Genomic DNA, 22,099 nt, shown 5'->3' with positions numbered 1-22,099 from the left:
CACGCCCTCCCGGTCCGTGGTGTGGTCGTCCGCGAAACGACGGTCACCCGTCGCGTCCGGCACGTACTTCACACAGACAACGATCCTCAAGCTCATGAGTGGTTCTCCTGTCACGGGTGCACGGGTGCACTGGATCCATGGCCTCAGTCATGCCGAGGGTACTGAGTGCCAAGTCCGGCCCGGCCGCGACCCGCGCGCCGCGGGCGCCACCTGGACCGGCATACCGTGTCGGCTCTCTTCGACTGGCGTCAGAGGCTCCATCGAGAGAATACGGCACTCAGTACCCCTCGTAAAGGAACTCAGTACCCTTCCCGGTGCCCGGGGGCCCGCGGCCCGTCCTCGCCCTGGGCCGTACCGCCCAGGGCGACGGCGGCCTCCCCGGTGTAGACGCGGAAGGTGAGGGACTCCTGTAGGTAGAGCCGGATCGATTCGGCGTCGTGGGAGAGGTAGCCGACGGAGACGTCCTGGCCGAGGAAGAGTTCGAAGTCGCCGCCGCGGGTCGAGACCAGGAAGGCGCCCTCGATGGCGGGGGCCCAGATGATGTCGCCGTCGAGGAGGCGGGCCAGGTGGTTGTGGACGGGGTAGCCGTGGTCGCTGGTCTCGTTGACGGCGGTGAAGGCGTCGGCGCCGAGGAGCAGCGAGTACGGACCGCCCACGCCGGCCAGGCGCAGCGCCGTGAGGGCGCGGCTGACCGCCTCGGGGTACTCGCGGACGTCCTCCGGGAGGGGGACCGGGGGGTTGCCGGAGGCGGCGCGGATGCCGTCGACCGCGGCGGCGCGGTAGCCCTCGAAGACGGTCCGGTCCTCGGCCAGGGCGAGCGTGCGGGCGGCGTCCTTGACGGGCTGCCAGTCGGAGTCGCGGGAGCCGCGCTCGACGTCGTCCACGGCCTCCCGGCGGACGGTGAAGGGGACGCGCAGCTCCACCACCGGTCGGCTGGCGCGCGCGTGCGCCTGCACGCCGTCCGCCGGCGGTTCGATACCGGTCAGGTGGCCGGTGCCGACGGCGGCGAGGCCGGTGCCCTCGGGGCCGGCCAGGTCGACCACCCGGCGGCCGGCGATGTGCAGCTTGAAGGTCTGGCGGGCCTCCTCCTCGATCTCCTCCCAGGCGGCGGCGGAGACGGGGGCGAGGTCCCGGTGGAGGTTGTTCATGCGCGGGGTCCTGTTCGGGGGGTCTGCTTGAGGCTGCCGATGCCCAGCGAGCCGTCGGCCGGAGGGTCCGCGGGTACCGGCGGCAGAGACGTGAGCGCAGACGTGAGCGGGGACGGAAGCGGGGGCGGCGAGTCGAGGAAGTCCGCGGTCGGGACGAAGAACAGCGAGCCGGTGACGGCGGTGGAGAAGTCGAGCAGCCGGTCGGTGGTACCGGGCGGGTTGCCGACGAACATGTTGCGCAGCATCTCCTCGGTCACCCCGGGGTCGCGCGCGTAGCCGATGAAGTAGGTGCCGAACTCGCCGCCGCGTGCGAAGGAGCCGAAGGCCATGTTGAAGCGGACGATCTTCCGCTCCTCGCCGTCCGGGCCGGTGATCACGGTGAGTGCCACGTGCGAGTCCGCGGGCTTGACGTCGTCGTCCAGCTCGATGTCGGTGAGCTTGGTGCGGCCGACCGCCCCCTCCTGCTCCTCGACGCTCAGCGCGTTCCACTTGTCCAGCTCGTGCCGGTACTTCTGGACGATGACGTAGCTGCCGCCGGCGAAGTCCGGGTCCTCGGCGCCGACCAGCGCGGCGCTCACGGCGGCCCGGCCCTCGGGGTTCTCCGTGCCGTCCACGAAGCCGAGCAGGTCCCGGTCGTCGAAGTACCGGAAGCCCTGGACGGAGTCGACCACGGTGGCCGGGCCGGCCAGGCGGGAGGTGAGCCGGCCCGCGAGCTCGAAGCAGAGGTCCATCCGCTCGGCCCGCAGGTGCAGCAGCAGGTCGCCCGGGGTGGCCGGGGCCCGGTGGCGGGGGCCGGCCACCTCCCGGAAGGGGTGCAGGGCGGCCGGCCGGGGGCCGTCGAAGAGGCGGTCCCAGAGCTCGGAGCCGATGCCGGTGACGCAGGTGAGGCCGCCCTCCGGGGCCCGGAAGCCGACCGAGCGGCGCAGGGCGGCGAGGTCGGGCAGCAGGTCGCGGACGGCGTCCTCGCCCCCGGGCTCGACGGTGAGCACCAGGAAGATCGCCGCGCCGGTCAGCGGGGAGAGCACGGCCTGCGGTTCGGGCTGCATGTCTCGGTCCTCCTCGGGAAGATCGGCGCAAGGCACACGACTGGCGCGAGGACGGGGTTCTCCCGCGGCGGGCCCACGTCAGCCGCTCCCGGCGGGGCGCGGGCGTCGGCGGGGCGCGGGCGTGCCGAACACCGGACGGACCAGCACAAATCTGATCATGGGAACGATTACACCGCACAGCGGACCATCCGGCGCGGTTGACGTGCATCCGGACGGCCCCGCCACACCAGGCCGGACGGCCCCGTCGGACGGTGTTCCGACGGGGCCGTCCGGGTGATCAGCCGGGGCCTGTTCGACCATCCGCCGGTCAGACCCGCAGGGCCGCCAGCTGCTGCGCGAACGGCACCACCTGCTCGGCCGCCGCCTGCTCGGGCACCGTCGGCGCCGCCGACCCGCGGCCGGACAGCAGCGCTGCCAGCTCGCCCGCCGCACGGTCGATCCGGCGCGGCAGCCCGTCGGTGAGCCCGTCGCCCGCCGCACCCCAGTCGTCGGTGGCCGCGTAGACCGCGGTCGGCAGCACCACCGCGCGCAGATAGCCGAACAGCGGACGGACGGCGTGCTCCAGGGCGAGCGAGTGCCGCGGCGTGCCGCCGGTGGCGGCGATCAGCACCGGCTTGCCGGTGAGCGCGTCGTGGTCGATCACATCGAAGAAGGACTTGAACAGACCGCTGTAGGAGGCGGTGAAGATCGGCGTCACCGCGATCAGCCCGTCCGCCTCCGTCACCGCCTCGATCGCCCCGCGCAGCGCGGCGCCGGGGAAGCCGGTGACGAAGTTGTTCGCGATCTCCACGGCGAGGTCCCGCAGTTCGACCACGGTGACCTCCACCTCCCGCCCCGCCAGGGCGAGTTGCCGGACGGTCGAGTCGGCGAGCCGGTCCGCCAGCAGGCGCGTCGAGGACGGCTTGCTGAGCCCGGCGCTCACCACCACCAGCTTGTAGGCGCTCACTTGGACACCTCCACCTTCTCGTTCTCGTTCTCGCCGGCCTGCTCGCCGACCGTCTCGGCGGCCTTCTCGTCGCGGGCCGCGAGCAGCGCGGCGTGGGTCGGCCCCTCCGGCACCTCGGCCGGGCGGCCCTTGGCGAACTCCTCGCGCAGCACCGGCACGACCTCCTCGCCGAGCAGGTCCAGCTGCTCCAGCACGGTCTTCAGCGGCAGGCCGGCGTGGTCCATCAGGAACAGCTGACGCTGGTAGTCGCCGAAGGTCTCCCGGAAGGTCAGCGTCTTCTCGATGACCTCCTGCGGGCTGCCGACGGTCAGCGGGGTCTGCTCGGTGAACTCCTCCAGCGAGGGCCCGTGCCCGTACACCGGCGCGTTGTCGAAGTACGGACGGAACTCGCGCACCGCGTCCTGGGAGTTCTTCCGCATGAACACCTGCCCGCCCAGGCCGACGATCGCCTGCTCGGGGGTGCCATGGCCGTAGTGGGCATAGCGCTCGCGGTAGAGGTTGACCAGCTTCCGGAAGTGCTCCTTCGGCCAGAAGATGTTGTTCGCGAAGAAGCCGTCGCCGTAGTAGGCGGCCTGCTCGGCGATCTCGGGGCTGCGGATCGAGCCGTGCCAGACGAACGGCGGGAGGTCGTCCAGCGGGCGCGGGGTGGAGGTGAAGCCCTGCAGCGGGGTGCGGAAGCGGCCCTGCCAGTCCACGACCTCCTCGCGCCACAGCTGGTGCAGCAGCGCGTAGTTCTCGATCGCGAGCGGGATGCCCTGGCGGATGTCCTTGCCGAACCACGGGTAGACCGGCCCGGTGTTGCCGCGGCCCATCATGACGTCCACCCGGCCCTCGGCCAGGTGCTGCAGCATCGCGAAGTCCTCGGCGATCTTCACCGGGTCGTTGGTGGTGATCAGGGTCGTCGAGGTGGAGAGGATGATGCGCTCGGTCTGCGCGGCGATGTAGCCGAGCATGGTCGTCGGGGAGGACGGGACGAACGGCGGGTTGTGGTGCTCGCCGGTCGCGAAGACGTCCAGGCCGACCTCCTCGGCCTTGCGCGCGATCGCCACCATGGCCTTGATCCGCTCGTGCTCGCTCGGAGTGCGGCCGGTGGTGGGGTCGGTCGTCACGTCGCCGACGGAGAAGATTCCGAACTGCATGCTGCTCACCACTCCCAGGTAGTCCAACTTTCAACCACCTTAGCAGCCGGGTGGGGATCGTTATTCCCACCCACAATGGAAAGCGGGACGACGGCAAGGGGACGGGGCTCCGGAAGGGCGGCGGACGATGGCGCCGTACATCGCGGTGAGCGCGCTGAGCCACGAGGGCCTGGTGCGGGAGCACAACGAGGACAGCCTCACGGTCGGCCCGTGGACCCTCTGCGCCACGGTGACCGCCAACCCGCAGAGCCTGCTCTTCCCGCTCGGCCCGCCCTGCGTGGTCGCGGTCGCCGACGGCCTGGGCGGCCACCCCGGCGGCGAGGTCGCCAGCGCCCTCGTCGCCCGCCGGCTCGCCGCCGACGGGGACGCCCTGGACGGCGAGGAGGCCATCCGGGAGGAGCTGCAGGAATGCAACCGGGCCGTCTACGCGGCCGCCGCCGGGGAGCCGGAACTCGCCGCCATGGGCACCACGGTCGCCGGACTGGTGCTGCTGGCCGAGCAGGTGCTGGCCTTCAACGTCGGCGACAGCCGGGTCTACCGGATCACCCGGGACGGGCTGCGCCAGGTGAGCGTGGACGACAGCCCCCCACTGCCGCCCGGACGGCGCACCACCTCGGTGGTCACCCAGACCCTGGGCGGCTCGCTCGGCCTCACCTTCGTCGAACCGCACGTCCGGGCCGCCCCGCTGGCGCCCGGCGACCGGTACCTGGTGTGCAGCGACGGCCTGACCGACCCGGTGCCCGACGAGGAGCTGGCCGCGCTGCTGGCCCGGTCCTACGAGGGCACCGAACAGGCCGACGGCAAGGCCGCGTTCGAGCTGTGGAAGGCGGCGATCGAAGCCGGCGGACCGGACAACATCACCCTGGCGCTGGTGCGGGTCGGCGGGTAGCCCGCCCGGGGTGCGGGTCGGCGGGGTGGCCCCGGGGTGCGGGCCGGCGGGGTGGCCCCGGGGTGCGGGCCGGCGGGGTGGCCCGCCCGGGGTGCGGGTCGGCGGGGTGGCCCCGGGGTGCGGGCCGGCGGGGTGGCCCGGGTGCGCCCCCCGGACATACGGACCCGCCCCGGCGGGGCGCCGAAGCGCTCCGCCGGGGCGGTCACCTGTCCGTTCGCCGTTCTCGGCTCACATTTCGCTCGTGACGGTCACCCCGCTGAAGCCCTGCTGGGCGTAAAGGCTGAAGTAGACGTAGCCCGCCGGCGGGTCGGTCACGGTCAGCGTCTCGGAGTTGCCCGGGCCGGTCGAACGCGTGGCGCTGCTGTCGGTGTACGCCCAGTTGCTCGCGTTGTAGTAGAGGTCGCCGTTGCCGGTGCCGCCGGCGGTGGTGATCTTCACCTGCTTGGTGCCGGCCGGCACCAGGAGGTAGAAGTGCGCGTAGTTGCCCGTGGTGGCCGCCACGTTGCTGCGGGCGCAGTTGGCGTCCAGCTGCCGGGGGTCGGCCGCGGTGCACTCCGGCAGCTGCGGCGGCGTGGTGGCACCGCCGTCGGTGGCGCAGGCGCCGCCCGCGCACTTGGTCAGCCAGCTGTCGAAGTCGGCGTCGTAGCGGGTGCCGATGGTGGTCTTCAGCAGGGTGCGGGCACCGGCCCAGTCGCCCACCCGGTACTTGGCGAGGATCGCGTCCATGTCGGAGCGGTGCTGCTCCAGCATGTAGCGCACGGCCAGGTAGCCCCAGCGGTAGACCCGGTCCTGGTCACCGTAGACGGTGTCGAAGAGGTCGCTGAGCTTGTAGGTGTGCCGGCCGGCGGCCGCGATGGCGCCGTCGTTGTTCACCTTCCGGTACGAGTAGGAGACGTACTCGGCGAAGCCCTCGACCCACCAGACGGTCGGGGTGGTCATGCCGGTGTTGAAGTCGCCGTACATGTCGAACCGGCCGTCGAGGTAGTGGGTGTACTCGTGGTTGAGGTTCCAGATCTCGAAGGACGGACGGGCCCACTCGGCCTCGTAGCAGAGGAAGCGCGGCTGGTTGCCGGCCTTCGCCGGGTCGCCCTCCAGGTACATGCCGCCGTTGTTGGTGTCGATGCCGTAGATGGCGGCAGCCAGCACCTGGTAGTCGCGCGAGGAGTGGAAGACCACGACCTCGATCGTGTTGTTCCCGTCGTCCTTGACCGGGCCGTTGTCCTTGACCACCGAGTGGAAGTAGGCGTCCTGGCCGGTCAGGCTGGTGCAGGCGGTGCCCAGCTGGGTGCTGTCCAGCGCCTGGGCGATCAGCTTGATGCTCGGGCTGCAGGTGTGGTTCACCGTCAGCACGCCGGCCTTGAGCTGGTCGGCGGCGTTGCAGGTGCCGTAGTACGAGCAGTTGCCGGCGTCGTAGAAGCCGACCGCCTCGGCGACCGCGGCCCACTGGAAGACGGTGCGTCCGTTCGGCGCCGCCTTGTCCACCAGCCCCTTGGCCAGCGGACGGACCTTGGCCTGGAGCGCCGTGTCCTTCAGGAAGCGGCCGAGCTCCTTGGTCGCGTTGTAGACCAGCACCCCGAAGTCGCCGCCGAGCAGGTCGTTGTTGCGGGCGGCGAAGGTGGAGAGGGTGTCCAGGACGCTCGGGTCGGCCTCGACGGCCGCGTCGAAGCCGGCCAGCTGGTGGCCGCGGAACAGCACGGTGAAGACCGGGTTGACCGACCAGGCCATGCCGGCCGGGTTCCAGGTGGCGCTGTTGTAGTCGGTCAGCAGCTGCTTGACCACCGTGAGGTAGCGGACGTTCTCCTGCGCGCTGTCGATCAGGGTGACGGCCTCGCCCAGGATGGACCCGTTGCCCGCGGCGACGTCACGCGAGTGCGCGCTGCCGAAGAACGCGTCCAGACCGGAGCGGATCGCCGTCTGCAGGGCGGTGCCGTACGTGCCGACGTCACCCGGGTGGTACCACTGCGCGAAGTAGCCGGCGCGCAGGAAGAGCACCAACTGCTCGACGGAGGTGGAGTTGTCGCCCGGGTAGCTGCCCGCCGCGTCGCGCAGCGCGTACGCCACCGTGGTCATCTGCTCCTCGCGGAACGCGCCGCGCGCGTCACCGCCGGTGAGCTGGAAGAGGCTGTTGATGCACTGGATGTCGGCGGCCTTGATGTGCTGGACCAGGTCGCTGCCGGTCCGGCCGGTGAAGTCGCCGGTGGTACAGGCCTGTTCGGCCGCCGCGCCGAGCCGGAAGGACTTGGTGTTCGGCGCCGTGGACGCCTTCACCTCGGCCGGCCGGGTGTCCAGCGACAGCGGGGCGCGCTGGTCGGCGGAGGCGAACTGCCGCTCGCCGTCGCCGCGTTCGGGCGTGCCGGTGGCCGGCTGGGGCGCCGGTCCGGCGGGGGTGGTGGGGGCGGGCGCGCCGCCGGGGGCGGCGGGCGCGGCCTGGCTCTGCGGCGCGAACAGGCCGACCGCCAGGAACAGGGACAGGACGAGCGTCAACAATCGTGCCAGCTGCGGGAGTCGCAGCAGACGTGAGGGACTCACGTGAGGGCCTCCGGGCCGTCGTCGGCCGCGATCGGGGCGCGACCGGTGGGGGAATCGAGGACCGTTGGCGACGGCGCCGCGTGGGGGCGACTCCGTCGGGAACCGGTGGGGAGTGTGACATGTACCATGGCACACATCACATACCCTTGGGAACCCTGGGCGTTGTGCGCAGTTCGCGGGGAAAACGCGAGGAGACCGTGGTGACGAATCGTCACCACGGTCTCCAGGACGTTCAGTTGCCGCACAGCCGGCGAACCGGCCGTTCGCGGGGTGCTACGTGCGGAGCGCTCCGTGCAGCGCGCAGCGTGCGGGGCGCAGCGCGCCGAGCCGCTACTTGCGGAGCAGCAGGATCACGCCCGCCGTCGCGAGGCCGACCACGACGGCGGCCACGCCGTACGCCAGGCGGTGCGCCCGCACCACCGGCAGGAAGCGGTCCACCGCGTAGCGGCCCGGACCGGTCAGCGCGAGCGCGGCGGCGCCGGCCGTCAGCAGCAGCTCGTACTCGCTGCCCTTCGGGGCGAAGAAGCCGCCGCCCCAGGTGACAGCGATCGCGTTGACCATCGTGCCGACGATCGCGGCGCCCGCCAGCGGGGTCAACAGGCCGACGGCGAGGCCGAGTCCGCCCAGCGTCTCGGTGAGGCCGGCCACCACGGCCATGGCGTGACCGGCCGGGTAGCCGCTCATGGTGAAGAAGTGACCGGTGCCGTCGATCCCGCCGCCGCCGAACCAGCCGAACAGTTTCTGGCTGCCGTGCGCGGCCATGGTCAGGCCGAGGACCAGGCGCAGGAGCAGGAGTCCGACGTCATAGGCGTGCGGGGAGGTCGTCGCGGACCCGGAGTTCTCCCGGGCCGGGCTGACGGTGGGGCTGGTGGCGGCGGTCGTGCTCGGGCTGCTGCTCGGCATGCGCGTCTCCATCGATCGAGGGTCGGTCGTCGCCGGCCGGGGCCGGCGTGAGGGGGTGCGGTGAGGCAGCGGGCGGGGGTCGTCACCCCGATGCCATTGTTCAAATTTGAACTGGCCGCTCCCCCGACCGTACCGTGGAGTTCGAATTTGAACAACTGACGCTTCGTGGGCGACTCGCGACCCCCGCCCGAACCGGGGCAGGGTGGAGACATGGCTCAACGCAGGCAACACCAGCGGGGCGCGCGCACCGGCACCCCGTACCCCGAAGCCCTGGCCGCCTTCGACGAACGCGTCCGGCTGATCACTCCCGACCAGTGGGACTCCCCCACCCCGTGCGCCGACTGGTCCGTCCGCGACCTCGTCAACCACCTCACCGGCGAACAGCTCTGGGTGCCCGAACTGCTGATGGGCGCCACCATCGCCGAGGTCGGCGGCCGCTTCGACGGCGACGTACTCGGCGACGACCCCGTCGCCGCCTGGACGGACGCCGCCGAAGCCGCCCGACAGGCCTGGGCCGTCCCCGGCGCCACCGAGCTGACCGTCCACCTCTCCTTCGGCGACCTCTCCGGCCAGTACTACCTGGACCAGCTCACCACCGACCTGACCATCCACACCTGGGACCTCGCCGAAGGCATCGGACGGCGCACCCGGCTCCCCGCCGAGCTCGTCGACTTCACGCTCGGCGAGATCTCCGGCTACGGGGACCTCTCCGGCAGCGGGCTCTTCGACCCGCCCCTGCCGGTGACCGAGGACGCGAGCCCCCAGACCCACATGCTCGCCCTCACCGGGCGGCGGGACGCCGGGTGACCGGACGGCGGGGCAGCCAGGACGGAGAGTGACCGCACCACGGCGTGACCGGGACGGAGGGTGACCGGGAGCCCAGCCGGCCGAACCGCCCGACGCCGGATACTGGAAGGTACGGGGGTCAATTTCCGTGCGAGAGGCGGGCGCGCCATGAGCCGCAGGCCGGACATCCTCGGCGAGTTCACCGCCGACCACCGGGCGGTCACCGAACTGCTCGACGCGATCGAGGCCGCCCCGGCCGGCAGCCCCGGGCGCGGCCCCCTGGTGACCCGGCTGACCGACCTGCTGTTCGCCCACTGCGCCGCCGAGGAGGAACACCTCTTCCCGCTCGTGCAGCACGACGTGCCCGACGGCGGCGCACTGGTGTTCAGCAGCATCCACGACCACCTGGCGATCGGGCAGTACCTCTCCGACCTGCAGGCGCTCCGCCCCGACGACCCAGTCTTCGACACCCTGCTGCACGGCCTCGGCGACACCCTGCGGCGGCACCTGCTCAGCGAGGAGAAGCAGCTCTTCCCCGCCGCCCGCAAGGCCCTGCCCGCCGCCGAACGCGCCGCACTCGGCGACCGGCTACGGGCGGACCGCGAGGCGCTCGGCTCCTGACCCCTCCGGTCAGCCCTTCGCCGAGTCCTTCGCCGGCCCCTCGTCGTCCTTCGTCAGCCTTTGGTCAGCCCCTCGTCAGCCCCTCGTCAGCCCCTCGTCAGCCCCTCGTCAGCCCTCCAGGCTGATCACCGCGAAGCGGGCGCCCTCGTGGTCCTGCAGCCGGGCCACCCGCCCGTACGGGGAGTCGAAGGCGGGGCCGAGCACCGCGCCGCCCAGCTCGACCGCCCGGGCCAGCGCCCGGTCGGTGTCCGGGACGGCGAAGGACACCTCCCAGTGCGGTGGCATCCCCGCCGGGCCGCCCGCCTGCTCCCTGGCCAGCGCCGCGACGTTGTTCCCCTCGGCCCGCAGCACCACCCGGTCGTGCTCCCAGCGGACCTCGAAGCGCTCCGGGTCGCGGCCGTCCCAGCGGAACACCTCGCCGTAGAACAGCGCCGCCGCGAACGGGTCCGGGGTGCGCAGCTCGATCCAGACCGGCGCGCCGGGCAGCTCCAGCTTCCGGGCCCGGCCCAGCGGGCCCTCCCAGATGCCGAACATCGCGCCCGCCGGGTCCGCCGCGAAGGCCACCCGCCCGGCGTCGAAGCCCAGCGGGCCGACCGCCAGCGTCGCGCCGCGCTCACGCACCGCGTCGGCGGCCGCGTCGGCGCTCTCCGTCCCGAAGTAGCTGGTCCAGGCGAGCGGGATCGCCCCCTCACCCGCGACGCCGAGCCCGGCCACCGCCTCCCCGCCGACCACCGCGTGCACGTACGGGCCGAAGCGGTCCGGCCCGGCCTCGAACTCCCAGCCGAGTAGCGGCCCGTAGAACCCCTTGGCCCTCTCCAGGTCCCGGGCCATCAGGCTCACCCAGCACGGAACGGCCGCCACACAACGCACCCTGGCGGTCTCACCGCTGCCCATCGCGAACCTCCTCGCCCACCCGGCCGCCGGGCCCCTCCCGACTCCCACGGCCCACCGGCCGCCCGGGACGCCCACAGCCTAGGCCGCCACCCCGGACACCCCGGGGAAGCCATGCCCGGGATCAGCGCACCCAGTTCTTCAACGCCTCGGTGTCCTACGAGATGCCCACCGGGTCCGGCAGCCGAACGGTCCTGCCGAACGGGAGGGTCCGAGCGTTCGTTTAGCGCACCCCGTCGGGCTCGCTGAACACGGTGACCTCGGCGGAGTCCCGGTCGACCAGCGGAGCTGAGCCGACAGCCCGGTGGGCGACGCGAGGGGTCAGGCGTTCCGGACGACCTCGCGGGTGAGCTTGAGGGTGGTCTGGATGGCCAGCAGGTAGCCGCCGTGCATGCGGGTGGCGGCGGCTTCCTCGGCTTCTCCGCCGCCGAGGTCGAGTTCGCCGCGGAAGGTGAGGGTGAGGCCGTGCTCGTCCTCGTCGATGTCGTTGTGGATCACCCAGCGGGCGGCCTCGTCGTCGCGGAAGAAGCTGACGCGGGTCTTCGGGTGGAAGACGATCTCCTCGCGCACCCGCTCGCCGTGGAAGACGACCTCGCGGATCAGGCCTCTCTCGGTCCGCTCGAGCACGGTGCACTCGTCCATGGCGGCGACGACGGGCACCGCGTTCTCGGCCTTGCGCACCAGGCCGGCCCAGACGTCGTCCCGGGTGAGGTGCACCTCGTCGGGGTTGGCCGGGTCGTTGACGCGCACGGTCTCGCTGATGACTCGCATGACGGATCCCCCAGTTACTTGTTCGGCCAAGCAATTTGCTTGCATGGCCAAGTAAACGCTTGAGGCTTGCCCAGCGCAAGAGGCGGCCCCAGAAGAGAAGAACTGATTGCGCATACAATGAACCCATGCCTGAACTCCCGAACCCCCTCGCCGAGGCCGGCGGCATCAGCCAGGCCATCGCCCGGGTCTCCCGCCTGCACCGGGCGAACGCGGAGCGCCTGCTGCGCCCGCACGGCCTGCACGCCGGGCAGGAGCTGCTGATGATGCTGCTCTGGGAGCGCGGGGCGCTGCCGCAGGCCGCGCTGATCGAGGAGCTCGGCACGGACGCCTCCACCGTGACGCGGATGGTGCAGCGGCTGGAGCAGGCCGGGTTCGTCCGGCGCCGGCGCAGCGAGACCGACCGGCGAGCCGTGGTGGTCGAGGCGACGGCGGCGGCCTGCGCCCTGCGCGATCAGGTCGCGCAGTCCTGGCGGGAGCTGGAGGCGGTCACCCTGACCGGGCTGGACGAGGCCGACCGGGCCGCGCTGGCCCGCCTACTGGGGCGGCTGGAGCTCAATCTGAGCCCCGCCGTCGACGCCGGCGACCCCGCAGTGTGACGCAGGTCACATGGGTGGCGGAAATTCCGGGGACAGATTCCCCGTTTCCGACTACGTTGGCAGAAGCGGGGAGAACTTCCCCGGTATCCTGAAGGAGCAGTCGTCGTGACCACCGTAGCCGCCGAGTCGGTTCGTCCCGCGGGGAGTGTCCGCACGCCGAAGTTGCGTGCGGATGCGAGCCGGAACCGGGAGCGGATCGTGCTGGCGGCCCGGGAGGCGTTCGTCGAGCACGGTGCGGATGCGCCGCTGGACGAGATCGCCAAGCGGGCGGGGGTCGGCAATGCCACGCTCTACCGGAACTTCCCGGATCGGATGGCACTGATCCGCGAGGTGGCACTGCTGGTCAAGAACCGCATCCTGGCTCTCGCCGAGACGGCGACGGCGGAGGCGGACGCCGCTGACGGCGGTGGCCCGTTCGACGCTCTACAGCGGTTCGCGCACGCGACCGTCGCGGAGAAGGTCGGCGGTCTGTGCGCGCTGTTCACCAGCCATGTCGACCCGCACGACCCGGAGTTGACCGAGATTCGGGAGCGCCTGCGGTCCGCCGTGAGCGGACTGATGGAGCGCGCCCGGGCGGCAGGCGAGCTGCGGCCGGACGTCGACCACGGTGACCTGTTCATCGCGATGAGCCAGCTGACCCGACCGCTGCCGGGCACCTCCTGCCGGCTGCTGGACGAGTTCGTCCACCGGCACCTGCAGCTGTTCCTGGACGGCCTGCGCGCGCCGGCCCGTTCGGTCCTGCCCGGCCGGGCCGCGACCTTCGAGGACTTCCTGACCCAGAACTGACCGATGCACCACACCTGATCCGACCGGCACACCTGATCCGACCGGCGGCACCGGGCGACCCGCGCTCCTGGGCGGCGCCGACCCGGCCTGCCCCCGGCATGCCTTCGAGCACCTTTCACCGTACGGCAACCAGCCGTTCCCGTACGGCAGTTGACCGTTCACGCACACCACGCACCGTGAAGTGAGTACCCCCATGCCTCAAACCGACGCCCGACCGGCGACGCTGCCCGATCCCCGCCGCTGGAAAGCGCTGATATTCATCGGCCTCGCCCAGCTGATGGTCGTCCTCGACGCGACCATCGTGAACATCGCCCTTCCGTCCGCCCAGAAGGACCTGGGCATCACCGACGGCAACCGCCAGTGGGTGATCACCGCCTACGCGCTGGCCTTCGGCGGCCTGCTGCTGTTCGGCGGCCGGATCGCGGACCTCTGGGGCCGCAAGCGGACCTTCATCGTCGGCCTGAGCGGCTTCGCGCTGGCCTCCGCGCTCGGCGGCTTCGCGGTCAACACCGCGATGCTGCTCGGCGCCCGCGCCCTGCAGGGCGTGTTCGGCGCACTGCTCGCGCCGGCCGCGCTGTCGCTGCTTGCCGTGACCTTCACCGAGGCGAAGGAGCGCGCCAAGGCCTTCGGCATCTACGGTGCGATCGCCGGTGGCGGTGGCGCCATCGGTCTGATCCTCGGCGGCCTGCTGACCGAGTACATGAACTGGCGCTGGACCTTCTTCGTCAACATCCCGTTCGCCATCGCCGCCGCCGCCGGCGCGGTGCTGGTGATCCGCGAGCCCGCCGAGGGCCGCAACCGCAGCAAGCTGGACGTCCCCGGCGTGCTGCTGGTGACCACCGGCCTGGTCTCGCTGGTCTACGGCTTCACCAGGGCCGAGACCAGCGGCTGGACCGCCGGCAGCACCCTGGGCCTGTTCGCCGCGGCCGCCGTACTGCTGTTCGCCTTCGTGATGGTGGAGCTGAGGGTCAAGGCCCCGCTGCTGCCGCTGCGCGTGGTGCTCAACCGCAACCGCGGCGGGGTGTACCTGTCGCTGGGCATGGCCGTGATCGGCATGTTCGGTCTGTTCCTCTTCCTGACCTACTACCTGCAGATCGTGCTCGGCTACAGCCCGGTGCTGACCGGCGTGGCCTTCCTGCCGATGGTGGCGGGCATGATCACCGGCTCGACCCAGATCGGCGCCCGGCTGATGACCCGGATCCCGGCCCGCTACCTGATGGCGCCCGGCTTCCTGGTCGCCTCGGCGGGCATGTTCCTGCTGACCCACATCAGCCTGGACACGTCCTACCCGGCGCTGATCCTGCCCGGCCTGATCCTGATGGGCCTCGGCATGGGCACCGCGTTCATGCCGGCCATGAGCCTCGCCACGTACGGCGTCCAGCCGCGCGACGCGGGCGTGGCCTCCGCGATGGTCAACACCTCGCAGCAGGTCGGCGGCGCCATCGGCACCGCGCTGCTGAACACCATCGCGGCCAGCGCGACCACCAGCTGGCTGGCCTCGCACGCCACCGCCGCGGCCGCCGCCTCCCCGGAGGCCGCCAAGGCGCTGCAGTTCCAGGGCATGGTGCACGGCTTCTCGACCGCGATCTGGGTGTCCTTCGGGATCCTGGTGGCAGCCGCCGCCGTCGCCTTCACCTTCATCAACGCCGGTCGCCCCGACGCGACGTCGGGTGCGGGCGCCGGTGCGGGCGCCGCGAAGGCCGACGAGGTGCCGGTGCTGGTGCACTGACGCCCAGGGGTTTCACTCGGGTGCGTACGCGGCCCGTCCGGTGTCTCACGACACCGGGCGGGCCGCTCGCCGTTTCCGCCGCTTCACTGCTTCCGCCTCCGCCTCCGCCTCCGCCTCCGCCTCCGCCCGATGCTCACCTCACCCGACCCCGACTGGAAGTGGGGATGACCCCCCGTTTAGGGTGGACCCCAGTGCGAATCGGGGACATCTCCCCGTTTCCTTCGGACCGAGGTGCGTGCGACATGACCCGGAATCAGAGCCCAGGGCGGGGGCAGCGGGCCGCCGACTGGGCGGACGGCCGGCTGGGGATCTACACCCTGGCCAGGGCGAACCTCCGCAAGATCTTCCCGGACCACTGGTCCTTCATGCTGGGCGAGATCTGCCTCTACACCTTCCTGATCATCATCCTGACCGGCGTCTGGCTGACCCTGTTCTTCAAGCCGTCGATGGGCGAGGTGGTCTACGCCGGCTCGTACGTGCCGCTCAAGGGCATCGCGATGTCGGAGGCCTACGCCTCCACCGTGGACATCAGCTTCGAGGTGCGCGGCGGCCTGCTGATCCGGCAGATCCACCACTGGGCGGCGATCGTCTTCGTCGCGGCCATGTTCGTCCACATGATGCGGGTGTTCTTCACCGGCGCGTTCCGCAAGCCGCGCGAGATCAACTGGGTCTTCGGCTTCCTGCTGCTCTTCCTCGGCATGCTGGACGGCTTCTTCGGCTACTCGCTGCCGGACGACCTGCTCTCCGGCACCGGCCTCCGGTTCATCGAGGGCGCGATCCTCGCCGTCCCGCTGATCGGCACCTACGTCCAGATGTTCCTGTTCGGGGGCGAGTTCCCCGGCCACGACATCGTGCCGCGGTTCTTCACGATCCACGTGCTGCTGATCCCCGGCATCATGCTCGGGCTCCTGGTGGCACACCTGATCCTGGTCTTCTACCACAAGCACACCCAGTGGGCGGGCCCCGGCAGGACCGAGAAGAACGTCGTCGGCATGCCGCTGATGCCGGTCTACCTGGCCAAGGCCGGCGGGTTCTTCTTCCTGGTGTTCGGCATCATCGCGCTGCTGGCGGCGATCGCGACCGTCAACCCGATCTGGGCGTACGGACCGTACCGTCCCGACCAGGTGTCCACCGACGCCCAGCCGGACTGGTACATGGGCTTCGCCGAGGGCCTGATCCGGATCATGCCGGGCTGGGAGGTCGGCCTGTGGGGCCACACCCTCAACCTCGGGGTGCTCATCCCGTTCACCCTGTTCCCGCTGGTCCTGGGCGCCATAGCGGTCTACCCGTTCGTGGAGAACTGGCTCACCGACGACAAGCGGGAGCACCACCTGCTCGACCGGCCGCGCAACGCGCCCGTCCGCACCGCACTCGGCGCCGCCTGGATCAGCCTGTACCTGGTGGCGCTCGTGGCGGGCGGCAACGACCTCATCGCCACCCACCTGCACCTGTCCCTCACCGCGATCACCTACGCCGCCCGCGTCGGCTTCTTCGCCGTCCCGGTGATCGTCTTCATCGTCACCAAGCGCTGGTGCCTCGGGCTGCAGCGCCGGGACCGCGACAAGGTGCTGCACGGCCGCGAGACCGGCGTCATCAAGCGACTGCCGCACGGCGAGTTCACCGAGGTGCACGCCGGGCTCACGCCCGCCGAACTCCACCGGCTCACGGCACACGAGCAGCCGCGCCCCCTCGAACTGCCCGCCCCGGTGGACGAGAATGGAGTCGCCCACCCGGCAGGGGTGCTCACCCGCACCCGCGCGAGGCTGTCCCGCGGATTCCACGGCGAGCACGCACAGATTCCCAAGCCCACCGTCGAGGAGTACCGCGAGATCACCGAGGGCCACGGGCACTGACCCGCCCCCGACGCCAGAGGGAGGACATCGTGCACGACCGCACCGACCGACTCGCCGACAGCAGACACCTCCTGCTCACCACCTTCGACGAGGACGGCACCCGGATCGACTCCCAGCTCTGGGTGGTGCCGGACGGCACGGCGCTCGGGGTCTGGACCCCCGCCCACTCGGGCGAGGCCGAACGGATCCGCCGCCACCCCCGGGTGCTGATCGGCCCCTGCGACGCCCACGGGCGCCCGACCGGCCGCAGCGTCCCGGCCCGCGCCCGGCTCTGCGACGCCGACGCGACCGCGCGCTACCGCACCTCGCTGATCAACAAGTACGGCCTGACGGCCCTGATCGTGCTGGCCCGCAGCCGGTTCCGGGTCGGGCTGGACGGGACGGTCGGGATCCGGATCACCCCGAACACGCTGGAGCAGCGGCTGGTCGGGCCGGAGTGGCGGCCGCCGGGCACGTACTGCGTCAACTGAGACCGCCGCCAGGGCAGCAGAGCCCGCCGAGCGCCGGGACCCGGGGACAGGGTCCCGGCGCACGGCGTTTCCGGCGCACGGCGTTGTCGGCGTCGGCGTCGGGTTCGCCCGGGGGCCTGCGGCTCGGGGCTCGACAGCCCGGGCCCCGGCGGCTCAGGTGTCGTCGTCCGGCGCCCGCGCCAGGTCCCCGGGCTCGCAGGCCTCGCGGCCGGTCCCGACGTGGACGACCTTGATCGCCCGGTCCGGACCGCCGGGCACGACCTGCTGCTCGTGTCCGCAGCGCGGGCAGATCAGCGGGATCCGTGGACGGGACGGCGCCGGTCCGGTGCCGCCGCCGTCCGGGTGCGGGGCACTCACGTCAGCGGGTGGGTCGGGATCGGGCTGACCTCCTGGATCTCACCGTGGGCCTTGGTGAGCAGTTGGGAGGCGAGGTCGTTGAGCGCGCGGGCGCCCGCGACCTCTTCGCCGACCCGTAGCTGGTCCGGGTCGGAGGGGTGGCGGCTGCTGTAGCCGTGGGCGCGCAGTTCGGTCCCGTCGCCGAGCCGGAGCAGGGCGGCGGCGCTGGTGCGCGGACCGTCCTCACGGAACTCCATGTCGATGTGCCAACCGACCAGAGTCTGCATGGCGGATCACCTCCATCGGTTACTCCTCCAGAGTGCGCCGCACCCACCGTGAACACCAGGCAGCCGGGACCGGGCCTCCGTCGGGGGCAGGTTGAACGCGTTCAAGTCAGCGGCGTAGAGTCGGCCGCGAAGCTCATTTGAACGCGTTCAAGGGGGGTGTGTCCGCCATGGGCAAGGGCACCACCGAACTGGTGGACCTGCTGGTCCTGCTCGGCATGGGCGCCGTCGTCCCGCTCGGCCTCGCCCTGATCGACGAACCCGGGCTCGCCCGGGTCCGCCGCTTCTGGCCACTCGCCGCCGTACCCGGCGCGCTCTCGCTCTGGCTGCCGCGCGGCGGCCTCGCCGCCGGGCCCGCCGGCGTCTACGCCCTGGGCACCCTGGTCATCGCCCTGCACGCGCCGCTGCGGCTGGCCCGCACCCGCTCACTGGTGCCCGCCGAGATCGCCGTGCTCACCGCGCTCGCCTCGCCCTCGGTGGCCGGGGTCGCCCTGGTCGCCGAACGCTCCGGCTACCCGCTGTTCGGCTTCGAGCCGCACGTCCTGGCGCTCACCGTCCCGCACTTCCACTACGCCGGCTTCACCGCCGCCCTGGTCGCCGGGCTGGTCTGCCGCGCCGCCGCCCCGGCCGCAGGCCTCGGCTCCACCGCGACCTCCGCCGCGACCTCCACCGCGGCCCGCTGCGCGGCGCTCAGCGTCCCGGCGGGCACCCTGCTGGTGCTGGCCGGGTACTTCCTCGGCGACTGGTGGCAGTTCGCCGGGGCCCTCGTGCTGACCACAGGCATGTGGCTGGTCGGCCTGGTCACCTGGCGCGAGCTGCGCCCCCGCGGCGGCGACGCCGCCACCGCCCGACTGTTCGCCCTCTCCTCGGCCGTCCTCGCGCTCACCATGGTGCTCGCCCTCTGGTGGGCCCTCGGCCGGGCCGCCGGACTCCCCCACCCCACCCTGACCTGGATGGCCGCCACCCACGGCGTCGGCAACGCGCTCGGCTTCGCCCTCTGCGCCCTCCTAGCCTGGCGCCGGCTCAACACCCCGGAGGCCCACCGGTGAACGACTGCAGCTACCCCGAACAGGGCGCCAGCGCCACCGGCGCACTGCCCGACGGCTACCACCACCTGCGGCACCGGGCGCTGATCGGCCGCGGCCACGCCGTACTCGGGGTCGCCGGAGCCGCCCTGCTCGGCTGGCGGATGCACCGGCTGGCGGGCGTACGGATCGACACCGAGGCGGACCAGGCGGCCCCCGGCGTCGCCGTCCACTGCGCGATCGGCGTCGGCCCGCAGCGGGCCGGCGCCCCGAACCGGGTCCTGACCGCCGTCGACGGCCCGGACCGCTACGGCTTCACCCCCGGGACGCGGCACGGCCATCCGGCCCGCGGCGAGGAGACCTTCCTGGTCGAGATGGGCCGGACCAGGCAGTCTGGTTCACCGTCACCGCCTTCAGCCGACCCGTCGCCCGGCACGCCCGGCTGGCCGGCCCGCTGCTCCCGCTCGCCCACCGCGCCTTCGCCCGGCGCTGCGGGCGGGTGCTGGCCGGGATCGCGGCGGACGCGGCGTAAATGCCGTGCCCGGCGCAGCCGCCATCCGGCATGATCGCCGGATGATGTCGATGCAGCCGGTCCTGGAGATCTTCGCCCCCGACGACTTCGCGCTCTGGCCCACGGGCGAACACCAGCCCTGGGGATACCTGGTGCTGAACGGGGAGTTGACGCCGGCCGAGGTGGGCACGGCGGTGTGGCGGCTCACCGACTGCAACGACGTCGACCCCGACGAGGACGACGAGCGCGGTCCGCGCCCGGAGGATCCGCTGGGCGCCTTCCTGCACGGGCTGCTCACCATGCCGGACCTCTTCGCCCCCGGCGGGTTCCGGGTGACCGACCCCGCCACCGGCGCCGTCTTCCAACCGGGCTGCTGCACCGGCCTGGAGGAGTGGCGCCAGTGGCTGACCGTGGCCGACGGCACGGGCACGGCCTGGTTCGGCCACGACCCGGACGCCCGGGCCGAGTGCGTCGGCCGGGTCGTCCGGCTCACCCAGGACGCCGAGGACGCGAACAGCCCGGTCATCGAGCTGCCGCTGGACGAGTTGCGCCGGCTGCTCGCCGGCGCCGAACAGGACCTGCGCGACTTCCTGGCCCTGGCGACGGGTTGGGCCGAGCGGCAGCTGCCCGACCACGCCGCCGCCGTCACCGCCGCCCTCGCCCGGGCACTGGACCTGGAGCCACCGGCATGACCAGCTTCCACACCCACCGCGCCCGGGTGCACGACACCTCCCTCCCGCTGTACCGGCGGCACAGCGCGCTGCGGACCTGCCTGACCTGCTTCGCCCCCTACGGCCTGCGGGCGACGTACCACCACCTCACCGTCAGTGCCCGGATGCCCCGGTACCTGGAGACGGACCCGGACTCGCTGCTCCGCGCAGTGGAGGAGCTCCACGAGGCGCGGGAGCTGTGGCGGGCCCGGGCCGAGGAGTACCGGGCGCAGCGCCGGGCGCAGAAGCGGGCCGGACTGCGGGAGCCGCCGGTGACGCCGTGGTGGGACCGGTACCGCTACCGGTGGGGCTCGCCGGACACGGCGTGGCACCACGACCCCTTCCTGCACCCGCCGTTGAGCCTGCCCGACTACGTCCGGCGGCAGAACGCGCTGCTGGACGGCGCCGAGCTGCCCGGCTGCCCGGCCTGCGGGGAGGAGGGCCCGCCGGTGTCACTGCCGAGCTGCGACGGCCACGCCGAGCTGTGCCGCTCCTGCGCGCGGGTGCTGACGCCCTGCCCGTGCGGGCGTTGGCACAGCTTCGAGCCGACGCTCCGGGTCGGCTGGAGCCGCACGTGGCGGCGGGAGCACATGTCCGGCACCGGCGAGCCGAATCCGCACTGGCCCGGGGTCCGGGGGACGGCCCGGATCGAGCGGCTGGCCGCGTACCACTACGTGCACGGGCCGTACTGAGTCGGGCCGCGTAGGCGGGGCGGGTCGGGGAGGCGGGGCAGGTCGGGCCCTCGTGGGCGGGGTGCGGATCAGGCCTGGTGGGCGGGGACGGCGACCAGGAGGGCGCCGGTGGTCTGGACCCGCACCTCGAAGTGGTCGATGTCGCCCGGCTGGAGGGCCGCGCCGCCGGTGGTGCGCAGCACGCCGCCGTGGTCCCCGTAGCCGCTCGCCGGGACGGTCCAGGTGTTCACCGTCTGCTGTCCGCCGCTGTGCGAGACGGCGACCAGACTGCAGGTCAACGGGCCCTGGACACCGGAGAGTTGCATGCTGACCCGACTGCCCCAGGTGGCGCCGTCCACGCCGACGGTGGCGTGCGCGCCGGTGGCCTGGTCGGTGGCGCTGAACTGCTCGGCCACGGCGACCACGGCGGGGGTGCTGTCGGCGGTGAGCACCGCGGCCGTGACGGCGGGGCCCGCCGCCACCATCGCGGTCGCGGCCAGGGCCAGGACGAGTCGCCGCACCCGGCCCCGCCGCCGGACGGTGCCGACCTCGGCGACCAGCCGGTCCAGGAGCCGCGGGTCCGGGTGCGGGGCGGGGCCGGCCGGGTCCAGCCCGGCGGCCGTCGCGGAGGCCGCGTACTCGGCCAACAGTGGTTCAACGAAGCCGAGTTCGGACACCTGCTCGGCGCACTGCGGGCAGTCGGCCAGGTGCCGTTCGAAGGCGGCGCGCTCGGCGGGCTCCAGCAGGCCGAGGACGTAGGCGCCGGCATCGGTGTGCTCCGGGCCGCCGGGCACGCCGTCCGGCCCGCCCGGAATGTGCTCCGGGCGGCCGGGCTCGGGGCCGGGGCGCTTGGTCACGATGTCACTCCCCGTTCCTCCAGCGCGAGCCTGAGCGAGCGCAGTGCGTAGAACACCCGCGACCGTACGGTCCCGGCCGGGATGTCGAGTTCGGCGGCCGCCTCGTTGGCCGTGCGGCCCTTCAGATAGGTCTCGACGATGATCTCGCGGTGCGCCGGCGAGAGGTCGCCGAGCGCGTCCGCGACGGTCATCATCCGCAGTGCCCGGTCGAGCTCGTCCTCGGCGGGCAGCAGCTCCAGGGCCGACGCGTCCACCTCGCGGGGCCTGGCCCGGGCGCTGCGGTGCTCGTCGATCACGATCCGCCGGGCGACCGTGACCAGCCAGGGCCGCAGCGACCCCGCCGCCGGGTCGAGGCGGTGGATGTTGCGCCAGGCGCGGACCAGCGTCTCCTGGACGACGTCCTCGGCCCGCTGCCGGTCGCCGGCGACCAGGTGGAGCACGAAGCCGAAGAGCGGACCGGCGTGCTCGTGGTACAGGGCGCGCATCAACTCCTCGTCGGACGCCCTCGTGCCGTGGCCGGCCGTGCCGTCGACGGGGTGCTCCTCGGTCACCACTTCATCGTTGCGCACCCGGGCCTCCTGGTCGAGGGCGGTCGACATCGG

The 22,099-nt window shown here is 72.6% G+C and carries 23 protein-coding genes and 2 pseudogenes; 12 read left to right on the top strand and 13 right to left on the bottom strand.

Translation table 11 applies throughout. The features are described 5' to 3' along the window. From ACIBEC_RS15090 to ACIBEC_RS15070, 5 genes and pseudogenes are all read right to left on the bottom strand, one after another. Positions 1 to 96 (bottom strand): annotated as a pseudogene (locus ACIBEC_RS15090) (electron transfer flavoprotein subunit beta); the annotation flags it as partial. 203 nt (positions 97 to 299) lie between these two features. Beyond that, positions 300 to 1,148 (bottom strand): family 1 encapsulin nanocompartment shell protein, encoded by an 849-nt coding sequence (locus tag ACIBEC_RS15085; protein ID WP_360507214.1) that lies wholly within the window; start codon positions 1,146 to 1,148, stop codon positions 300 to 302. Next, positions 1,145 to 2,194 (bottom strand): Dyp-type peroxidase, encoded by a 1,050-nt coding sequence (locus ACIBEC_RS15080; protein ID WP_360507217.1) that lies wholly within the window; start codon positions 2,192 to 2,194, stop codon positions 1,145 to 1,147. Before ACIBEC_RS15080 ends, ACIBEC_RS15085 begins: the two co-directional genes overlap by 4 nt. Before the next feature lie 307 nt (positions 2,195 to 2,501). Further along, positions 2,502 to 3,140, bottom strand: a complete 639-nt coding sequence (locus ACIBEC_RS15075) for an FMN reductase (protein WP_360507220.1) — start codon at positions 3,138 to 3,140, stop codon at positions 2,502 to 2,504. Continuing rightward, positions 3,137 to 4,279: an LLM class flavin-dependent oxidoreductase gene (locus ACIBEC_RS15070; protein ID WP_360507368.1), complete on the bottom strand. Its 1,143-nt coding sequence runs from the start codon at positions 4,277 to 4,279 to the stop codon at positions 3,137 to 3,139. The genes ACIBEC_RS15075 and ACIBEC_RS15070 overlap by 4 nt, the downstream gene beginning before the upstream one ends. Positions 4,280 to 4,406: 127 nt before the next feature. On the opposite strand from ACIBEC_RS15070, the gene ACIBEC_RS15065 reads away from it, so the two are divergent. Further along, positions 4,407 to 5,168, top strand: coding sequence for a protein phosphatase 2C domain-containing protein (locus ACIBEC_RS15065; RefSeq protein ID WP_360507223.1), 762 nt, complete (start codon positions 4,407 to 4,409; stop codon positions 5,166 to 5,168). A gap of 228 nt (positions 5,169 to 5,396) precedes the next feature. Here ACIBEC_RS15065 and ACIBEC_RS15060 read toward each other — a convergent pair whose 3' ends face one another. Both ACIBEC_RS15060 and ACIBEC_RS15055 read right to left on the bottom strand, forming a co-directional pair. Continuing rightward, entirely contained in the window at positions 5,397 to 7,697 is a 2,301-nt protein-coding gene (locus tag ACIBEC_RS15060) for a M9 family metallopeptidase (RefSeq protein ID WP_360507226.1), read from the bottom strand. Positions 7,698 to 8,027: 330 nt separating this feature from the next. Next, positions 8,028 to 8,600: a DoxX family membrane protein gene (locus ACIBEC_RS15055; protein WP_360507229.1), complete on the bottom strand. Its 573-nt coding sequence runs from the start codon at positions 8,598 to 8,600 to the stop codon at positions 8,028 to 8,030. A 210-nt stretch (positions 8,601 to 8,810) separates the two neighbouring features. Here ACIBEC_RS15055 and ACIBEC_RS15050 point away from each other — a divergent pair, with 210 nt between their 5' ends. Both ACIBEC_RS15050 and ACIBEC_RS15045 read left to right on the top strand, forming a co-directional pair. Next, complete coding sequence (locus tag ACIBEC_RS15050) at positions 8,811 to 9,407, top strand: TIGR03086 family metal-binding protein (RefSeq protein ID WP_360507231.1); 597 nt, start codon at positions 8,811 to 8,813, stop codon at positions 9,405 to 9,407. 147 nt (positions 9,408 to 9,554) lie between these two features. Next, positions 9,555 to 10,007 (top strand): hemerythrin domain-containing protein, encoded by a 453-nt coding sequence (locus tag ACIBEC_RS15045; protein WP_360507234.1) that lies wholly within the window; start codon positions 9,555 to 9,557, stop codon positions 10,005 to 10,007. Between the two features lie 108 nt (positions 10,008 to 10,115). Here the strand turns inward: ACIBEC_RS15045 and ACIBEC_RS15040 are convergent, their stop codons facing one another. Both ACIBEC_RS15040 and ACIBEC_RS15035 read right to left on the bottom strand, forming a co-directional pair. Then, positions 10,116 to 10,901 (bottom strand): VOC family protein, encoded by a 786-nt coding sequence (locus tag ACIBEC_RS15040; protein WP_360507237.1) that lies wholly within the window; start codon positions 10,899 to 10,901, stop codon positions 10,116 to 10,118. A 318-nt stretch (positions 10,902 to 11,219) separates the two neighbouring features. Further along, the gene (locus ACIBEC_RS15035) at positions 11,220 to 11,669 is read right to left on the bottom strand and encodes an SRPBCC family protein (RefSeq protein ID WP_360507240.1); all 450 of its coding nucleotides are present in this window, start codon (positions 11,667 to 11,669) and stop codon (positions 11,220 to 11,222) included. A 125-nt stretch (positions 11,670 to 11,794) separates the two neighbouring features. On the opposite strand from ACIBEC_RS15035, the gene ACIBEC_RS15030 reads away from it, so the two are divergent. From ACIBEC_RS15030 to ACIBEC_RS15010, 5 genes are all read left to right on the top strand, one after another. After that, positions 11,795 to 12,265 carry a MarR family transcriptional regulator gene (locus ACIBEC_RS15030; RefSeq protein ID WP_360507243.1) on the top strand — a complete coding sequence of 157 codons (471 nt, stop codon included), beginning with the start codon at positions 11,795 to 11,797 and terminating at the stop codon, positions 12,263 to 12,265. A 105-nt stretch (positions 12,266 to 12,370) separates the two neighbouring features. Further along, positions 12,371 to 13,051 carry a TetR/AcrR family transcriptional regulator gene (locus ACIBEC_RS15025; RefSeq protein ID WP_360507247.1) on the top strand — a complete coding sequence of 227 codons (681 nt, stop codon included), beginning with the start codon at positions 12,371 to 12,373 and terminating at the stop codon, positions 13,049 to 13,051. Between the two features lie 193 nt (positions 13,052 to 13,244). Next, on the top strand, positions 13,245 to 14,780 hold the full coding sequence (locus ACIBEC_RS15020; protein ID WP_360507250.1) for an MFS transporter: 1,536 nt from the start codon (positions 13,245 to 13,247) through the stop codon (positions 14,778 to 14,780). Between the two features lie 242 nt (positions 14,781 to 15,022). After that, positions 15,023 to 16,633, top strand: a complete 1,611-nt coding sequence (locus tag ACIBEC_RS15015; RefSeq protein WP_360507253.1) for a cytochrome bc complex cytochrome b subunit — start codon at positions 15,023 to 15,025, stop codon at positions 16,631 to 16,633. Between the two features lie 29 nt (positions 16,634 to 16,662). Then, entirely contained in the window at positions 16,663 to 17,103 is a 441-nt protein-coding gene (locus ACIBEC_RS15010) for a PPOX class F420-dependent oxidoreductase (RefSeq protein ID WP_360507255.1), read from the top strand. A 153-nt stretch (positions 17,104 to 17,256) separates the two neighbouring features. Here ACIBEC_RS15010 and ACIBEC_RS15005 read toward each other — a convergent pair whose 3' ends face one another. Both ACIBEC_RS15005 and ACIBEC_RS15000 read right to left on the bottom strand, forming a co-directional pair. Then, on the bottom strand, positions 17,257 to 17,460 hold the full coding sequence (locus ACIBEC_RS15005; RefSeq protein ID WP_360507258.1) for a hypothetical protein: 204 nt from the start codon (positions 17,458 to 17,460) through the stop codon (positions 17,257 to 17,259). After that, positions 17,457 to 17,726, bottom strand: a complete 270-nt coding sequence (locus ACIBEC_RS15000; protein ID WP_360507261.1) for a DUF1876 domain-containing protein — start codon at positions 17,724 to 17,726, stop codon at positions 17,457 to 17,459. The genes ACIBEC_RS15005 and ACIBEC_RS15000 overlap by 4 nt, the downstream gene beginning before the upstream one ends. A gap of 167 nt (positions 17,727 to 17,893) precedes the next feature. Here ACIBEC_RS15000 and ACIBEC_RS14995 point away from each other — a divergent pair, with 167 nt between their 5' ends. From ACIBEC_RS14995 to ACIBEC_RS14980, 4 genes and pseudogenes are all read left to right on the top strand, one after another. After that, positions 17,894 to 18,772: a YndJ family protein gene (locus ACIBEC_RS14995; protein WP_360507264.1), complete on the top strand. Its 879-nt coding sequence runs from the start codon at positions 17,894 to 17,896 to the stop codon at positions 18,770 to 18,772. Next, a pseudogene (locus ACIBEC_RS14990) lies at positions 18,769 to 19,280 on the top strand (DUF1990 family protein). The gene ACIBEC_RS14995 and the pseudogene ACIBEC_RS14990 overlap by 4 nt, the downstream one beginning before the upstream one ends. 41 nt (positions 19,281 to 19,321) lie before the next feature. Then, positions 19,322 to 19,951, top strand: a complete 630-nt coding sequence (locus tag ACIBEC_RS14985; protein ID WP_360507267.1) for a hypothetical protein — start codon at positions 19,322 to 19,324, stop codon at positions 19,949 to 19,951. Beyond that, complete coding sequence (locus tag ACIBEC_RS14980) at positions 19,948 to 20,661, top strand: hypothetical protein (protein ID WP_360507270.1); 714 nt, start codon at positions 19,948 to 19,950, stop codon at positions 20,659 to 20,661. Before ACIBEC_RS14985 ends, ACIBEC_RS14980 begins: the two co-directional genes overlap by 4 nt. A gap of 68 nt (positions 20,662 to 20,729) precedes the next feature. On the opposite strand, the gene ACIBEC_RS14975 is transcribed toward ACIBEC_RS14980, so the two are convergent. Both ACIBEC_RS14975 and ACIBEC_RS14970 read right to left on the bottom strand, forming a co-directional pair. Further along, on the bottom strand, positions 20,730 to 21,497 hold the full coding sequence (locus ACIBEC_RS14975; RefSeq protein ID WP_360507272.1) for a zf-HC2 domain-containing protein: 768 nt from the start codon (positions 21,495 to 21,497) through the stop codon (positions 20,730 to 20,732). Then, complete coding sequence (locus tag ACIBEC_RS14970; RefSeq protein ID WP_396287933.1) at positions 21,494 to 22,096, bottom strand: sigma-70 family RNA polymerase sigma factor; 603 nt, start codon at positions 22,094 to 22,096, stop codon at positions 21,494 to 21,496. The genes ACIBEC_RS14975 and ACIBEC_RS14970 overlap by 4 nt, the downstream gene beginning before the upstream one ends. Between the last annotated feature and the right edge of the window lie 3 nt (positions 22,097 to 22,099).

The sequence above is a fragment of the Kitasatospora sp. NPDC051164 genome, assembly GCF_044455625.1.
Taxonomy (GTDB): Bacteria; Actinomycetota; Actinomycetes; order Streptomycetales; family Streptomycetaceae; genus Kitasatospora.
The sequence above is the reverse complement of the archived record's forward strand: the minus strand, read 5'-3'. Positions and strand labels throughout refer to the sequence as shown.

Coding starts and splice junctions, on each gene's coding strand:
- ACIBEC_RS15035 (WP_360507240.1), bottom strand. CDS start 11,669: ATGCGAGTCATCAGCGAGACCGTGCGCGTCAACGACCCGGCCAACCCC.
- ACIBEC_RS15055 (WP_360507229.1), bottom strand. CDS start 8,600: ATGCCGAGCAGCAGCCCGAGCACGACCGCCGCCACCAGCCCCACCGTC.
- ACIBEC_RS15020 (WP_360507250.1), top strand. CDS start 13,245: ATGCCTCAAACCGACGCCCGACCGGCGACGCTGCCCGATCCCCGCCGC.
- ACIBEC_RS15015 (WP_360507253.1), top strand. CDS start 15,023: ATGACCCGGAATCAGAGCCCAGGGCGGGGGCAGCGGGCCGCCGACTGG.
- ACIBEC_RS14970 (WP_396287933.1), bottom strand. CDS start 22,096: ATGTCGACCGCCCTCGACCAGGAGGCCCGGGTGCGCAACGATGAAGTG.
- ACIBEC_RS14980 (WP_360507270.1), top strand. CDS start 19,948: ATGACCAGCTTCCACACCCACCGCGCCCGGGTGCACGACACCTCCCTC.
- ACIBEC_RS15040 (WP_360507237.1), bottom strand. CDS start 10,901: ATGGGCAGCGGTGAGACCGCCAGGGTGCGTTGTGTGGCGGCCGTTCCG.
- ACIBEC_RS15065 (WP_360507223.1), top strand. CDS start 4,407: ATGGCGCCGTACATCGCGGTGAGCGCGCTGAGCCACGAGGGCCTGGTG.
- ACIBEC_RS15045 (WP_360507234.1), top strand. CDS start 9,555: ATGAGCCGCAGGCCGGACATCCTCGGCGAGTTCACCGCCGACCACCGG.
- ACIBEC_RS14995 (WP_360507264.1), top strand. CDS start 17,894: ATGGGCAAGGGCACCACCGAACTGGTGGACCTGCTGGTCCTGCTCGGC.
- ACIBEC_RS15070 (WP_360507368.1), bottom strand. CDS start 4,279: ATGCAGTTCGGAATCTTCTCCGTCGGCGACGTGACGACCGACCCCACC.
- ACIBEC_RS15085 (WP_360507214.1), bottom strand. CDS start 1,148: ATGAACAACCTCCACCGGGACCTCGCCCCCGTCTCCGCCGCCGCCTGG.
- ACIBEC_RS15030 (WP_360507243.1), top strand. CDS start 11,795: ATGCCTGAACTCCCGAACCCCCTCGCCGAGGCCGGCGGCATCAGCCAG.
- ACIBEC_RS15080 (WP_360507217.1), bottom strand. CDS start 2,194: ATGCAGCCCGAACCGCAGGCCGTGCTCTCCCCGCTGACCGGCGCGGCG.
- ACIBEC_RS15000 (WP_360507261.1), bottom strand. CDS start 17,726: ATGCAGACTCTGGTCGGTTGGCACATCGACATGGAGTTCCGTGAGGAC.
- ACIBEC_RS14985 (WP_360507267.1), top strand. CDS start 19,322: ATGATGTCGATGCAGCCGGTCCTGGAGATCTTCGCCCCCGACGACTTC.
- ACIBEC_RS15050 (WP_360507231.1), top strand. CDS start 8,811: ATGGCTCAACGCAGGCAACACCAGCGGGGCGCGCGCACCGGCACCCCG.